Source organism: Paraburkholderia terrae, from assembly GCF_002902925.1.
Lineage (GTDB): Bacteria > Pseudomonadota > Gammaproteobacteria > Burkholderiales > Burkholderiaceae > Paraburkholderia > Paraburkholderia terrae.
Map to the genome: position 1 here is coordinate 1553511 of NZ_CP026113.1, position 14410 is coordinate 1567920.

At 64.4% G+C, this 14410-nt stretch carries 12 protein-coding genes and 1 pseudogene; 11 read left to right on the forward strand and 2 right to left on the reverse strand.

Annotated features, from left to right (window positions below; genetic code table 11):
- Window positions 1–218: 218 nt before the first annotated feature.
- The 10 genes and pseudogenes from C2L65_RS36650 (at window position 219) to C2L65_RS36690 (ending at window position 11041) form a co-directional block, all read left to right on the forward strand.
- Window positions 219–1724 (forward strand): UbiD family decarboxylase, encoded by a 1506-nt coding sequence (locus C2L65_RS36650; RefSeq protein WP_174485024.1) that lies wholly within the window; start codon window positions 219–221, stop codon window positions 1722–1724.
- Window positions 1717–2349 (forward strand): UbiX family flavin prenyltransferase, encoded by a 633-nt coding sequence (locus tag C2L65_RS36655; RefSeq protein ID WP_042304901.1) that lies wholly within the window; start codon window positions 1717–1719, stop codon window positions 2347–2349. Before C2L65_RS36650 ends, C2L65_RS36655 begins: the two co-directional genes overlap by 8 nt.
- Entirely contained in the window at window positions 2346–5408 is a 3063-nt protein-coding gene (locus C2L65_RS36660; protein WP_042304902.1) for a xanthine dehydrogenase family protein molybdopterin-binding subunit, read from the forward strand. Before C2L65_RS36655 ends, C2L65_RS36660 begins: the two co-directional genes overlap by 4 nt.
- Complete coding sequence (locus C2L65_RS36665; RefSeq protein ID WP_042304903.1) at window positions 5405–6226, forward strand: FAD binding domain-containing protein; 822 nt, start codon at window positions 5405–5407, stop codon at window positions 6224–6226. Before C2L65_RS36660 ends, C2L65_RS36665 begins: the two co-directional genes overlap by 4 nt.
- Window positions 6223–6759 (forward strand): (2Fe-2S)-binding protein, encoded by a 537-nt coding sequence (locus tag C2L65_RS36670; protein ID WP_042304904.1) that lies wholly within the window; start codon window positions 6223–6225, stop codon window positions 6757–6759. The genes C2L65_RS36665 and C2L65_RS36670 overlap by 4 nt, the downstream gene beginning before the upstream one ends.
- Window positions 6752–8347, forward strand: coding sequence for an AMP-binding protein (locus tag C2L65_RS36675; RefSeq protein WP_042304905.1), 1596 nt, complete (start codon window positions 6752–6754; stop codon window positions 8345–8347). The genes C2L65_RS36670 and C2L65_RS36675 overlap by 8 nt, the downstream gene beginning before the upstream one ends.
- A 5-nt stretch (window positions 8348–8352) precedes the next feature.
- A complete protein-coding gene (locus tag C2L65_RS36680; protein ID WP_042304906.1) occupies window positions 8353–9159 on the forward strand; it encodes an enoyl-CoA hydratase/isomerase family protein in 807 nt (268 codons plus the stop codon).
- A gap of 51 nt (window positions 9160–9210) precedes the next feature.
- Window positions 9211–9390, forward strand: a pseudogene (locus C2L65_RS45865) (lycopene cyclase family protein); the annotation flags it as partial.
- 32 nt (window positions 9391–9422) lie between these two features.
- Complete coding sequence (locus tag C2L65_RS45870; RefSeq protein WP_081920761.1) at window positions 9423–9554, forward strand: hypothetical protein; 132 nt, start codon at window positions 9423–9425, stop codon at window positions 9552–9554.
- 110 nt (window positions 9555–9664) lie between these two features.
- Entirely contained in the window at window positions 9665–11041 is a 1377-nt protein-coding gene (locus tag C2L65_RS36690) for an MFS transporter (RefSeq protein WP_042304945.1), read from the forward strand.
- 6 nt (window positions 11042–11047) lie between these two features.
- On the opposite strand, the gene C2L65_RS36695 is transcribed toward C2L65_RS36690, so the two are convergent.
- Together C2L65_RS36695 and C2L65_RS36700 are read right to left on the reverse strand one after the other, a co-directional pair.
- The gene (locus C2L65_RS36695) at window positions 11048–11959 is read right to left on the reverse strand and encodes a LysR family transcriptional regulator (RefSeq protein WP_042304908.1); all 912 of its coding nucleotides are present in this window, start codon (window positions 11957–11959) and stop codon (window positions 11048–11050) included.
- 9 nt (window positions 11960–11968) lie between these two features.
- Window positions 11969–12973 (reverse strand): LacI family DNA-binding transcriptional regulator, encoded by a 1005-nt coding sequence (locus C2L65_RS36700; protein WP_042304909.1) that lies wholly within the window; start codon window positions 12971–12973, stop codon window positions 11969–11971.
- A gap of 217 nt (window positions 12974–13190) precedes the next feature.
- On the opposite strand from C2L65_RS36700, the gene C2L65_RS36705 reads away from it, so the two are divergent.
- Window positions 13191–14342 carry an ABC transporter ATP-binding protein gene (locus C2L65_RS36705; protein ID WP_042304910.1) on the forward strand — a complete coding sequence of 384 codons (1152 nt, stop codon included), beginning with the start codon at window positions 13191–13193 and terminating at the stop codon, window positions 14340–14342.
- Window positions 14343–14410: the final 68 nt, after the last annotated feature.

Below are 14410 nucleotides of genomic sequence, written 5' to 3' on the forward strand. Positions count from 1 at the left end.
GGCAAATCCCCGTCGCACAAGGCGGCACGGGCGTGTGTATTGATATCGCGCTGTAAGGCGAACGTCATCGGGGCTAACACGGATATCAGCAACGATGATCCAAAGCATCAAAAATCAGTATTAGAACTTATACCGCCTTGTCGTTACGCTTGGCTCCATGTCCTCTCGATCCGATTCGCATCGAAAGCATCGAAGAGGCGGCAATGATGGAGACGCAGATGAACACTCGCGACGCCGCGACCCAAGGCGCCTTTTCCGCCACGCCGTTTTCGCAAGCCGTCACGTGGGCCGAGCCTTCGGGCGCGTTCACGCTGCGCGGCTGGCTCACGCATCTCGCCCGCACCGGACGTCTCGCGACGATCGACCGGCCCGTCGCGCTCGAACACGAACTGGCCGCTGTCGCCAAACGGCTCGACGGCACGCAGGCCGCATTCTTCACGCAGCCTGGCGGACTTGACGTGCCGGTGGTGAGCGGCTTCATGTCAAAGCGCTCGTGGATCGCGGAAGCGATGGGCGTCGAGGAACACGCCTTGCTCGCGCGCTTTCGCGATGCCGCCGACGCGCCCATCGCATCGCAACGGGTCGCGCGCGGCGAGGCGGCCTGCCAGCAGATCGTTCATACCGATGCAATCGACCTGCACGCGCTGTTGCCGATCCCGACACACAGCGAGCACGATAACGGCCCCTACATCACGGCTGGCCTCGTGATTGCGCGCAATCCGCGCACCGGCGTGCAAAACGTCTCGATCAACCGCATTCAGGTGCATGGCCGCGACCGCATGGCGATCCTGCTATTGCCGCGCCATCTTTATGCCTTCCAGAAAGCAGCCGAAGCAAACGGCGATGCGCTCGACGTCGCCATCGCCATCGGCGTCGATCCGCTGACGATGCTCGCCTCGCAAGCCATCACGCCCATCGATCACGACGAACTGGAAATCGCCGGCGCATTGCAAGGCGCGCCGCTGCCCGTCGCGCAATGCGTCACGAACAGCGTGTACGTCCCCGCGTTCGCGGAGATCGTGATCGAAGGACGCATTCTGCCGAACGTGCGCGAGCCCGAAGGCCCGTTCGGCGAGTTCCCGAAGTACTACAGCGCGAAAGAAGCGCGTGAAGTCATCGAGGTCACGGCTGTCACGCATCGGCGCGACCCGATTTTTCATACTATCGTGCCCGCTGAAATGGAGCACCTGCTGCTCGGTGGCATTCCGCGTGAAGCGACGCTGCTCGCGCATCTGCAACGCAGCCATCCCGGCGTGAAGGACGTGCATCTGTCGGTGGGCGGCGTGTGCCGCTATCACCTGTGGATCCAGTTCGACAAGAAGCGCGAAGGCGAAGCGAAGAACGTGATTCTCTGCGCGTTCGGCGCGCACTACGACATCAAGCAGGTGGTCGTCGTCGACACGGACGTGGACGTGCATGATCCCGCCGAAATCGAATGGGCCATCGCAACGCGCTTCCAGGCCGATCGCGACCTCGTCGTGATCGAAGGCGCGCAAGGCTCGCCCCTCGATCCGTCGACGACCGTCGGCCAGCCCGACGATGCGCCGCCGCATCTGCAAGGCGTCAGCGCGAAGATGGGGCTCGACGCGACGCGGCCCGTCGTCTATCCCGCGCATGTGTTCACGCGCGTGCGGATTCCGGGCGAAGGCACGGTCGATCTGGAAGCCCTCGTCGCCGCGGATAACACCGCGTTCGACGCCTGGCTGGGCCGCCATCATGACTGAGCGCGCGACCCGCAAGCCACGCATCGTCGTCGGCATATCGGGCGCGAGCGGCGCGATGATCGGCGTGCGCCTGCTTGCCGCGCTGCGCCGGCTCGGCACGCACGAAACGCATCTGATCGTGTCGACGTCGGGCGCCATCACGGCAGCGCAGGAAATGGGCCTCACGCGCAGCGATCTCGACGGACTCGCGGATGTCGCCCACAACGTGCGCGACATCGGCGCAACCATCGCGAGCGGCTCGTTCGTCACGGAAGGCATGGTGATTGCGCCCTGCTCGATGAAAACACTCGCGGGCGTTGCGAACGGCTTCGCGGACAACCTGTTGACGCGCGCTGCCGACGTGATGCTCAAGGAGCGCCGGCGCCTCGTACTGGTGGCGCGCGAAACGCCGCTCAACCTCGCGCACCTGCGCAACATGACGCTGGCAACCGAAATGGGCGCCATCGTGATGCCGCCCGTGCCCGCTTTCTACGCGCATCCGAAGACAATCGAAGACGTGGTCGATCACACGGTCGGCCGCATTCTGGACCTGTTCGCCATCGAGCATCGCGAGATCGCAAAGCGCTGGAGTGGTCTCGCCGATGAATTCGCGAGCCGCCGCGACGACGATGGAGCCGACAAATGAACCAGCGCGACATGAACGTTGCCGAAGCCCCTATCGTTGCGGAGCGCGACGCGCCCGCACACGAGGCCGCGCCGGCACGCGCAGTGAAACATGTCGGCCGCCCGATGCAGCGGCTCGAAGACCCGGCGATCCTGACGGGGCGCGGCCGCTATGGCGACGACATCGGTGTGAAGCCGGGCACGCTGCACGCCGCCGTGCTGCGCTCGCCGCACGCGCACGCCCAACTCGTTTCGATCGATGCAAGCGGTGCAGAGAAGTTGCCCGGCGTGCGCGCCGTGCTGACGCGCGACGATCTGCGCCCATGGTCGCGTCCTTTCGTGGTCGGCGTGAAGTCGCCGATGGAGCAATGGGCGCTCGCGATGGATCGCGCGCGTTATGTCGGCGAGCCGGTGGCCGTCGTGATGGCGGAGTCGCGCGCGCTCGCCGAAGACGCACTCGACCTCATCAAGGTCGAATACACGCCGCTCGATCCCGTCACCTCGATCGAGCAATCGATGCGCGACGACGCGCCCGTTCTGCATGAGCGAGTCGGCACCAACGTGATCAGCGACCGGCACTTCCGCTACGGCGAGCCGGAGGCGGCATTCGAGCAGGCTCCGCATCGCGTGAAGCTCGTTGCGCACTATCCGCGCAACTCGTGCGCGCCGATCGAATGCGGCGTCGTGATCGCCGAGTATCTGTCGGGCGACGAAGGCTACGACGTCACGTCGAATTTCATGGGTCCGTTCTCGCTGCATGCCGTGATGGCGATGGCGTTGAACGTGCCCGCGAACCGCTTGCGTCACAAGGCCCCGCGCGACTCGGGCGGCAGCTTCGGCGTGAAGCAGGCGGTGTTTCCGTATGTCGTGCTGATGTGCCTCGCGTCGCGCAAGGCGGGCGCACCCGTGAAATGGGTCGAGGACCGACTCGAACATCTGAGTGCGGCCACTTCTGCGACGGCGCGGCTATCGACCATCGAAGCCGGCGTCGAAAGCGATGGACGCATCACCGCCCTCTCCTACGATCAACTCGAGGATTGCGGCGGCTACGTGCGCGCGCCGGAGCCCGCTACGTTCTACCGGATGCACGGCTGCCTGACGGGCGCCTACGCGATTCCGAATCTGCTCGTGCGCAACCGCGTCGTGCTGACCAACAAGACGCCGACGGGCCTCGTGCGTGGCTTCGGCGGTCCGCAGGTGTATTTCGCGCTCGAACGGCTGATCCAGCGTATTGCCGTCGAGTTGAAGCTCGACGTGCTCGACGTCTATCGCCGCAACTTTGTGCCTGCGGATGCGTTTCCGTATCGCGCGGCAGCGGGCGCGCTGCTCGATTCAGGCAATTATCAGGAAGCGCTGCGGCGCGCGCTGTCGGATGGCGGACACGTCGAACTGGTCGCGCGCCGCGATGCCGCGCGCAAGCAAGGCCGGCTCTATGGGATCGGCTTCGCGGCCATCGTCGAGCCTTCCTTGTCGAACATGGGCTACATCACGACCGTGATGCCCGCCGAAGCGCGTAAAAAAGCCGGACCCAAAAACGGCGCGATCGCGAGCGCGACCGTGAGCGTCGATCTGCTGGGCGGCGTGAACGTGACGATCGCGTCGACGCCCGCGGGCCAAGGGCATATGACCGTCTGCGCGCAGGTCGTGGCCGACGTGCTGGGCCTCGATCCGAAGGACATCGTCGTCAATGTCGAGTTCGATACGCACAAGGACGCGTGGTCCGTCGCATCGGGCAACTATTCGAGCCGCTTTGCGGGTGCGGTAGCAGGCACGGTGCATCTCGCTGCGATGCGCGTGCGCGACAAGCTCGCGCGCATCCTCGCGAAACAGTTCGGCTGCGTGCCCGACGACGTGCGCTTCGAAGGCGCCCGCATCTATCCGAAGGATGCTGAAGAGCGCGCACTGCCGTTCGGCCGCGCCGCGAGCAATGCTCCGCACTGGGCGCCCGCGCTGCTGCCCGAAGGCGAAGAGCCGGGTTTGCGCGAGACCGTGTTCTGGTCGCCGCCGCATATGGACGCACCGGACGAGAACGACCGCATCAATACGTCGGCGGCCTACGGCTTCGCATTCGACATGTGCGGCATCGAACTCGACCGCGCGACAGGCCACGTACGCATCGACAGGTATGTCACGGCACACGACGCAGGCACGCTGTTGAACCACGCGCTCGCCGATGGCCAGATTCGCGGCGCGTTCGCGCAGGGTCTCGGCGCGGCATTGCTCGAAGAGTTCCGCTATGGCGCGGACGGCAGCTTCCAGTCGGGCACGCTCGCCGATTATCTGATGCCGACCACCTGCGAGGTCCCCGACCCGCTGATCGTGCATCTGGAAACGCCCTCGCCGTTCACGCCACTCGGCGCAAAAGGATTGGGCGAAGGCAACAACATGAGCACGCCCGTGTGCATCGCCAACGCCGTGGCGGACGCGCTCGGCATCGACGATATCCGCTTGCCGCTCACGCCATCTAAGGTGATGGCGCTGATCGGTATCGACGATCCGGAGCCTTCGCGGCCTGAGTATCGCGAAGCGCCCACGTCGAAGCCCGCAACGCCTGGCGGCGGACGCGCGCTCACGGCGCAAGGCAGCGTCGATCTGCCCGCCACACCCGAGGCGATCTTTGCGGTGCTGCTCGACCCCGCCGCGCTTGCGAAGGTCATTCCCGGCTGCCACGCGCTCGAAGCGACGGGGCCGAACCAGTATCGCGCGGATGTGACGATCGGCGTCGGCATGATCAAGGCCCGTTTCGAGGCGCGTATCGGTTTATCGGAGATCGATGCACCGCATCGGCTGCGGCTTGCAGGCGCGGGCATGTCGCCGCTTGGCAGCGCGCGCGGCAATGGCCTGGTCGAACTCACGGCGACGGCCAACGGCACGCGCCTCACGTACGACTACGAAGCCCAGGTGTCGGGCAAGGTCGCAGCCGTCGGCGGACGCATGCTCGAAGGCGCGGCGAAGGTCGTGCTGCGACAACTGTTTGAAGCACTCGGACGGCAGGCTGCAGGCCAACCGCTCGCAACGGACGGCTCGCCACTCGCGCGGTTGTTCCGGCGTCTCTTCGCACGCTTCAGGAGGCACGCATGAAGCCCGCCGCATTCGACTACGTACGCGCCATGACAACGCACGAAGCGCTCGACGTGCTCGCGCAAAGCGGCGAAGACGCGCGCGTGCTGGCGGGCGGCCAATCGTTGATGGCCGTACTGAACATGCGACTCGCACAGCCGCGCGTGCTCGTCGACATCTCGCGTACCGACGAACTGAACAGCGTGCGCGTGGATCGCGATGCGCGGCGCCTGGTCGTGAGCGCAGCGGCGACGCAAGGCAGCGTCGAATGGCGCTCGACGCTGCGTGACGAAGTGCCGTTGCTCGCGAAGGCCTTCCCGCACATCTCGCACTTTCAGATCCGCAATCGCGGCACCGTGTGCGGCTCGATCGCGCATGCGGACCCGAGCGCGGAATTGCCGCTCGTGCTGACGGCGCTTGGCGGCGAGGTGCTGCTGCGCTCGAAAAAGAAACAACGCACCGTGTCCGCAAACGACTTCTTTCAGGGCATGTTGATGACGGCGCGCGAGCCGGACGAACTCGTCGAAGCGGTGCGCTTCCCGCTGAAGGAGCCAGGCGAGCGCTTTGGGTTCGCTGAATGCTCGGCACGTCACGGCGACTTCGCGATGGTTGCGTGCGCCGCCGTCGTCACGGACGACGCGATACGGATCGCCGTGGGCGGCGTCGCGGACCGGCCGAAAGTCGAGTGCTGGCCACGTCTGCAGGGCGACGACCTGCGCGGCGCATTGAACGATTTGAGCTGGAAACTGGGCGCGCAGGACGATGCGCATATCAGCGCGAAGTACCGCCGTCATCTGGTACGTGAACTCGGATGGCGCGTAATCGAGGAGGCCAAGTGAGCAAGTCCACACCGTATGTCATGCGGCACGGCGAGCAGCACGCCGTCACGCTGACGCTCAATGGCCGCGAACGCAGCGGCCATTGCGAAACCCGCGAGTTGTTGTCCGATTTTCTGCGTCATGAACTCGGCGCGACGGGCACGCACGTCGGCTGCGAACATGGCGTGTGCGGTGCATGCACCGTGCATGTCGATGGCGTCGCGGCGCGTTCGTGCCTGATGCTCGCCGTACAAGCCGACGGCCGGCGCGTCGATACCGTCGAAGGGCTCGCGCCCGCGCAGACACTCGGCGATCTGCAACAGGCGTTCTCGCGGCATCACGCGTTGCAGTGCGGCTTCTGCACGGCGGGCATCCTGATGTCGTGCGCGGACTTTTTACAGCGCTTGCCTGATCCGACGGAAGAGCAGGTGCGCGAGATGCTGTCGGGGCACATCTGCCGCTGTACGGGCTATACGCCAATCGTCGCCGCCGTGCTCGACTGCGCGGCGCGGCGCAAAGCGCCGTGCGCGGACACGGAGGCCGAACATGCTTGATCTCGGCCGCACGTTTCTGCAAAGCGTGGAGCGCAGCCCGAATGCGCTGGCGCTCGTCGACGGCGAGTTTCGCGTCACTTACGCGCAATGGCACCAGCTGATTCTGCAAGCGGCGCACGGGCTGCGCGAGCTGGGTCTCGCGCATGGCGACCGTCTGCTCGTCGTGCTGCAAAACCGCTGGGAAATGGCGACGTTGCACTGGGCCTGCCAGTTCGCGGGCATCGTCATCGTGCCGCTCAACTGGCGCGCGAAGCCCGACGAACTCGACTATTGCGTGAGCGACGCGGGCGTGAAGGCGATCGTCTACGAACCCGTCAGCGCGGAAGCCGTGATGCAAAGTCCCGCCGCGCAGAACGTGCTGCGCATCGGCCTCGATGATGCGCCTGGACGCACCGCATCGATCGAGGTGCTGCTCGCTGTGCAACCCACGCACGAAAGCATCGGAACGGCTTCGACGCACGCCTGCGCCGACGACTACTCGCTGATCCTCTATACATCCGGCACGACGGGCAAGGCCAAAGGCGTGCCGCGCCGACATCGGCACGAACGCGCCGCAGCGCTCGCACACGTGGCACAGAACCTCTATCGGCATGGCGAACGCACGCTGGGCGTGATGCCGCTCTATCACACGATGGGCGTGCGCTCGCTGCTTTCGATGGCGCTCGTCGATGGCCTGTTCGTCTGCGTGCGCCGCTGGAATGCGCGCCTCGCGCTCGATTCGATCGCGCAATACAAGCTCTCGTGTCTCTATCTCGTGCCGACGCTCTATCACGATCTGCTCGCGGATCGCGCGTTCGGTGATATCGATACGTCATCCGTCACGAAGCTCGGTTTTGCAGGCGCGCCGATGAGCGATGGCTTGCTCAAGCGTCTGTCCACTGCCTTCGAACCTGAACTGTTCGTCAACCACTACGGGTCGTCCGAGGTCTACACGGTCAGCATCGACCAGCACGCGACGCTCAAGCCCGGCAGCGCCGGACGCGCAGGCATCAACACCCGCTTGCGCGTCGTGAAGCTCGACGCGCAGTCGCCGGACGACGTCGCCGCCGTACGAGAAGAAGGCCAGATCATCGCGGACCTGCTCGGTGACGAAGCTTTCGAAGGCTACTGGAACCGGCCCGATGCGAACGCGAAGTCCCTGCGCAACGGCTGGTACTTCACAGGCGACACCGGCTTCTTCGACGAAGACGGCGATCTCTACGTCTCTGGCCGTGTCGACGACATGATCATCAGCGGCGGCGAGAACATCTCGCCTGTCGATATCGAATCGGTGCTGTCGCTGCATCCGTGCGTCGACGAAGTGGCCGTGGCAGGCGTGAAGGACGAACGCTGGGGACAGCGCGTCGTCGCGTTCGTCAAGCGCAGTGATTACGTCGACGGCGACACACTCGACGCATGGTGCCGCGCGTCCGATCTCGTCAACTTCAAGCGCCCGCGCGACTACGTGTTCGTCGACGACATACCGAAGTCCCCGGTTGGCAAGATCCTGCGCCGCAAGCTCCAGGCGGGCGAATACCTGCGCGACGAGCGCGGCCCGGCCGCATCGGTCGACGCTTTGCATCAACACATTGAAATCACGAAGGAGTGACACCCATGACCGACCTGACCCACCGCGGCCAGACGCTGCTTCAGGACCTCGACGGCTTTGACGTCGAAATCGACGCCCAACGCGAACGCGCCGACATCATTCTGAACCGCCCGCCGTTCAACGTGATTTCGATGCATGCACGCGACCAGTTGCGCGTGGCCTTCGAAGCCCTCGACGAAGACGACCGCGTGCGTGTGATCGTCGTGCGTGCAAAGGGCGAGCATTTTTCCAGCGGCGGCGACATAAAGGGCTTTCTCGAAGCATCGCCGGAACGCGTGTCGAAGCTCGCGTGGAATATTGCGGCGCCGACGCGCTGCTCGAAGCCGGTGATCGCGGCGAATCGCGGCTTCTGCTTCGGCGTGGGCTTCGAGCTGTCGCTCGCGTGCGATTTCCGCATCGCCACCGACACGACCTTCTACGCGCTGCCCGAACAGAAGCTCGGTCAGATTCCGGGCTCGGGCGGTTCCGCGCGCTTGCAACAGATGGTCGGCATCGGCCGGACGAAAGATATCGTGATGCGCTCGCGCCGTATTCCCGGTAAGCAGGCGTATGACTGGGGCATCGCCGTCGAATGTGTCGCTGACGCAGAACTCGAAGCTGCCACGGATGCGCTCGTCGATGAGTTGCGCGCGTTCTCGCCGCTCGCGCAACGCACCGCGAAGAAGCTGCTCAACGATACGGAAGATGCGCCGCTGTCGATTGCGATCGAACTGGAAGGCCATTGCTATAGCCGCCTGCGCTCGTCGGACGATTTCCGCGAAGGCGTCGAAGCATTTCACGCGAAGCGCAAGCCCGTGTTTCGCGGGCAATAAACAGTAAGCGCGCGATAACGAAGCGCACGACAAAGGTTTGGGAGAACGTTCATGGAACGCTTCGATTACGTGATCGTCGGTTGCGGGTCGGCGGGGTGCGTGCTTGCGCACCGGCTGTCGGCCGTGCCGTCGCTGCGCGTCGCGTTGATCGAAGCGGGCGTGGACACGCCGCCGGGCGCCGTGCCCGGCGAGATTCTCGACAGCTATCCGATGCCCGTCTTCTGCGGCGACGCGCAGGGCTGCGCGTGGTCGACGCATCGTTGATGCCGCGATTGCCATCGGCCAACACGAATATCCCGACCATCATGATCGCCGAGAAGATTGCGGATGCCATGGTCAAGCATCGACATGCAACGGGCGCGACGCACGCAGCGTCACTCGTTTCAACGCCTTAGCGAATTCAACCGACGGTTTCATTAACGCCAATCAGAGCACGCAATCGACAGGTGCCACTTTCACCGGACTGATACAGAGACAGGACGGTGACCATTCAAGGAGATGAATGATGTCCGTAGCAGCGCAAAACGGCGCCGCCGTGCCCGCTATCGACCAGCGGCAGGTCATGGGCGCAGTGTTCGCATCATGTCTGGGCTGGGCTCTCGATCTGTTCGACCTGTTCGTGCTCTTGTACGTGGCGCCCGTCGTCGGGCGTCTGTTCTTCCCGTCCGATCACGCGATGCTGTCGCTCGCGGGTGTCTATGCGTCGTTCGCGGTCACGCTGCTAATGCGCCCGCTCGGCTCCGCGCTGTTCGGCTCGTACGCCGACCGTCACGGACGCAAGGGCGCGATGATCGTTGCCGTGGTCGGCGTCGGCATATCGACGGCGGCTTTCGGCCTGCTGCCAACCGTGCATTCAGTCGGCCTGGTCGCCCCCGTGCTGTTTCTGATTCTTCGGCTCGTGCAAGGCGTGTTCGTCGGCGGCGTGGTCGCGTCGACGCATACCATTGGCACCGAATCCGTCGCGCCGAAATATCGCGGCGCCGTGTCGGGGCTGATCGGCGGCGGTGGCGCGGGCATGGGCGCGCTGCTCGCTTCGCTGACCTTCCTGCTGATGTCGTCGCTCTTTCCGGGCGAACTGTTCGACGTGTGGGGCTGGCGCTGCATGTTCTTCACGGGGATCATCAGTTCCGTGCTCGGCCTCTTCGTGTTCAACAGCCTCGAAGAATCACCGCTGTGGCGCAAGCTGGCCGCAGAAAAAGCGGCGAAAGCCGCGGCGCAAAAGCGCGATGCCGCCGTCGAGATCGTGCGCTCGCCGCTGAAAACGCTGTTCTCGCGCGACTATCGGTCGATCCTGTTCGTTAATCTGCTGCTGACCATCGGCGGCGGCAGCGGCTACTACCTGACCTCGGGTTATCTGCCGACGTTCCTGAAGGTCGTGAGCCACGCGCCTAACGGTGCCGCCGCCGCGATCCTGATGATCTGCAGCGTCGCCGTCGTGGTCGCGTCGGTGGCGGCGGGACACTTGAGCACGTTCATCGGCCGCAAGACGGCGTTCATCTGGATCGGGCTGATTCGCCTCGTCGCGCTGCCCGGCATCTTTCTGCTGCTGCCCACGGCCACGGACATCGTGACGCTCGGCCTCTACGCAGTCGTGTTGAGCGCGCTGGGCAGCGCCGGTTACGCGCCGATCCTGATCTTCCTCAACGAGCGCTTTCCGACGGCGATCCGCGCGACGGGCACGGGTCTGTCATGGAACATCGGCTTTGCGATTGGCGGCATGATGCCGACCTTCGTCTCGCTGGTCGCGAAGGAAACGAGCCAGTTGCCCGTCATGCTCGCGATCTTCGTCGGCGCGATCAGTGTGATCTTCCTGATTGGCGCGTTCATCGTGCCGGAGACGCGTGGACGGCTCGATCAGCCCGCTTCGCGCAACGCGGGCTGAGCGCTCTCACTCGTCCGCCGCGCTCTTCGTGACGCGGCGGATTTCCTCCGCGATGATGTCGATCAGGGCTTGCGCGGCGGGCCCGATCGGGCGCTTCGGATGCGAGACCTGAACGATGTGCCGCAAGATCGACGGCGTCGTAATGCGGTGCGCGCGCAGCGTGCCTTCGTCCACTTTGCGCTGCACGACCACACGCGGCAGGATCGTCGCGACGCTGCTCTGCTCGACGAACTGCACGATGGTGCTCAGCAGATCGATTTCGAAGGTGGGCTTGATGACGATATTGGCGGCCATCAACGCGGCATCGAGTGCGCCGCGTAAGCCGTTGCGTCGGGTCGGCAGCACCAGTTCGACGGCGGGCGGCTGTGAAAGATCGATGGTTTCCGGCAATGTGGCAACACACTTCATGCCCGTCACGTACACCATCTCTTCGACGAGCAGCGGCTGCATGTCGAGCGTGAGCCGGCCGCGCGGCTTGTTGATGATCGCGGCATCGAGGCGCCCTGCTTCGACGCCGTCGATCAACTGCGCGCTGAATCCATCGGCCACCGATACCTCGACCTGAGGAAACAGCGCATTGAACTTCGCCAGCGATTCGGCAAGCACGCTTTCGGTTTCCGAGGCGACCATGCCGAGTGACACGCGGCCCGTGACGATCACGTCCTGACGGCTCAACTGGACGCGCGCGTGCTCGATGTCGCGCATGATCGGTGTGTAGAGGCGATACATCTGGCGCGCGGCGTCGGTTGGCGTCATGCCGTGCGGACCGCGTTCGAAAAGAGCCTGCCCCAGTTCCGCTTCGAGCTTCGAAATCTGCATGCTGAGCGCCGGCTGGACGATGTTCAGGCGCTTGGCCGCGCGCGTCACCGAGCCGTCTTCGAAGAGTGCGATGAAGTACTGGATTTGTTTGAGGTCCATGCGACCATTCTACGTCGACTGCCTTCTCACCAACGTCGGCAAAGGCGCAATCACAGCGGGCGGCTGCGTGTCACCACGCGGCTCGTGAATCAACCGTATCAGCAATTCAATCGACGCCTGCGCAATTGCTTCCGTATTGATCGCCACCGTCGTCAGCGACGGCCGCACCTGATGCGCCAGTTGGATGTCCGTGATGCCGATCACGGAAACATCGTCGGGCACTTTACGGCCTAGCGTCGCCAGCGCCTGCAACGCGCCGATTGCAAGCAGATCATTGGTCGCAAACAGCGCGCTCAGATGCGGCTCGCGCTCCATCAACTCCACGCACGCAGCAAAGCCCGCGTCGATCGTATCGGGAATCTGCAGCACGGCGGCATCGTCCGGTTCGAGCCCGGCTTCGCGCATCACCTCGCGAAAACCCGTCGCGCGCGCATCCTGCAAGCCGCCGCAACCGTCGCCGACCAGCATGCCGATATCGCGATGCCCCAGTTCAAGCAGATGTCGCGCCGCGAGCGCGCCCGCATGCGCGAAATCGACCGCCACGCAGGGCAGCGCGGGCAACTGCTCGGGATGCTCCCACAGGCTCAACACGATCGGCGCGCCGACGGCCGCGGACTCGCACAGTTCGTTGATCGCGATATCCGTGTTGAGCACCAGCACGCCTTCGGCAAGCGTGCCCGCAATCTGCGTGAGGTACGCACGGCCGATTTCCGCATCGTCGTCCGTGTTGCAGACCATCAGAAAGTAGCCGGCGCGTCGCGCCGCGCGTTCGGCCGCCAGCACGAACTCGGGATAAAACGGATTCGCGATGCTCGACAGCATCAGCGCCAGCGTCGGCGAGCGCCCTTCCGCCAGCGCGCGCGCGTTAAGGTTCGGCCGGTAGCCCAGTTCGCGGATAGCACGCTTCACGCGCTCAGCGGTTTCGGGTCGTACCTTGTCCGGATTGCGCAACACGTTCGAAACGGTCGCTGCCGTGACCTTCGCGCGTCGCGCGACGTCGGTTAATGTCGCCATGCCAGAAAGATTAGGAAATATCCCATATTTAGAGACTGCGAATCAGATGTTGCACATGTGCCGCAGGCTTTGATAACTTTGTTCGAAAGGATATTGGAGACAGACATGAACGCGCTTTCGAGCACACCCGAATTTAAACGCTTAAATCCACGCCGCGCAAGCCTCTGCGCGATTTTTTTCCACGCAAATTTAAGCGTTTAAATCCAGGGAAAACACCATGTCAGCAATCTCCCTGGCCAATATCCAGAAGACGTTCGGCGCCAACGCGCCCGTCATCCGCAATCTCAACCTCGAAATCGGCGCCCACGAGTTTTGTGTGTTCCTCGGACCGTCCGGTTGCGGCAAGTCGACGTTGCTGCGCATCGTCGCCGGCCTCGAAGATCAGAGCGACGGCGACGTGACGATCGGCGGGCGGTCGATGAACGGCGTCCCCGCCGCCGAGCGCGGCGTGGCGATGGTGTTCCAGAGCTACGCCCTCTTCCCGCACATGTCGGTCTACGAAAACATGGCGTTCGGCTTGAAGCTCGCGAAAACGCCGAAGGCCGAAGTCGACCGGAAGGTGCGCGAAGCGGCGCGCGTGCTGCAACTCGACACGCTGCTCGAACGCAAGCCGCGCGAACTGTCGGGTGGGCAGCGCCAGCGCGTCGCGATTGGCCGCGCGATCGTGCGCGAGCCGGGCGTGTTTCTGTTCGACGAACCACTGTCCAATCTCGACGCGGCGCTGCGCGGCCAGACGCGCATCGAAATCGCACGGCTGCATCAGCGCTTCGCGCAGGCGAGCGTCGTCTACGTGACGCACGACCAGATCGAAGCGATGACGCTCGCCGACAAGATCGTGCTGCTGCACGCGGGCGCGGATACGCAGCGCTTCGGCAGCATCGCGCAGATCGGCGCGCCGCTCGAGCTTTATCATCGGCCGCGCTCGCGGTTCGTCGCGGGTTTCATCGGTTCGCCGCGCATGAATTTCCTCGACGGTGAAGTCGACGCGATTACGCACGATGGCGTACACGTCAGACTCAAACGCAGAGACACGACGCTGCGCGTGCAGGTCGACGGCGCGCGTCTCACGCGCGGCCAGACTGTCACGGTCGGTATTCGTCCCGAGCACATCCGTCTTGACGGCGACGCGCAAACACTCGCGGTCAAATCACTGATTACCGAACAGCTTGGTGAGCACAGCTATGTGCATGTGGAATGCCCGGACGGCATGCTGATCGCGAAGGCGCCCGGCGATGTGTCGATTCGCAACGGCGAGCCCCTGGCGTTGCGCGTGCCCGCCGACGCATGCCATCTGTTCGATGAAGAAGGCATCGCACTGATGCGCACGGTCGAGACAGAAGCGCAAGCCGTCGCGCTGCACATGTCGTAAAAGCAGCTTCGCAACGACGCGAACCGCGCCTGCCGGGTTCGCCGATCTCAACAGCCGGCCATAGAGCC

Coding starts and splice junctions, on each gene's coding strand:
- C2L65_RS36650 (WP_174485024.1), top strand. CDS start 219: ATGAACACTCGCGACGCCGCGACCCAAGGCGCCTTTTCCGCCACGCCG.
- C2L65_RS36655 (WP_042304901.1), top strand. CDS start 1,717: ATGACTGAGCGCGCGACCCGCAAGCCACGCATCGTCGTCGGCATATCG.
- C2L65_RS36660 (WP_042304902.1), top strand. CDS start 2,346: ATGAACCAGCGCGACATGAACGTTGCCGAAGCCCCTATCGTTGCGGAG.
- C2L65_RS36665 (WP_042304903.1), top strand. CDS start 5,405: ATGAAGCCCGCCGCATTCGACTACGTACGCGCCATGACAACGCACGAA.
- C2L65_RS36675 (WP_042304905.1), top strand. CDS start 6,752: ATGCTTGATCTCGGCCGCACGTTTCTGCAAAGCGTGGAGCGCAGCCCG.
- C2L65_RS36680 (WP_042304906.1), top strand. CDS start 8,353: ATGACCGACCTGACCCACCGCGGCCAGACGCTGCTTCAGGACCTCGAC.
- C2L65_RS45870 (WP_081920761.1), top strand. CDS start 9,423: ATGCCGCGATTGCCATCGGCCAACACGAATATCCCGACCATCATGATC.
- C2L65_RS36690 (WP_042304945.1), top strand. CDS start 9,665: ATGTCCGTAGCAGCGCAAAACGGCGCCGCCGTGCCCGCTATCGACCAG.
- C2L65_RS36695 (WP_042304908.1), bottom strand. CDS start 11,959: ATGGACCTCAAACAAATCCAGTACTTCATCGCACTCTTCGAAGACGGC.
- C2L65_RS36700 (WP_042304909.1), bottom strand. CDS start 12,973: ATGGCGACATTAACCGACGTCGCGCGACGCGCGAAGGTCACGGCAGCG.
- C2L65_RS36705 (WP_042304910.1), top strand. CDS start 13,191: ATGTCAGCAATCTCCCTGGCCAATATCCAGAAGACGTTCGGCGCCAAC.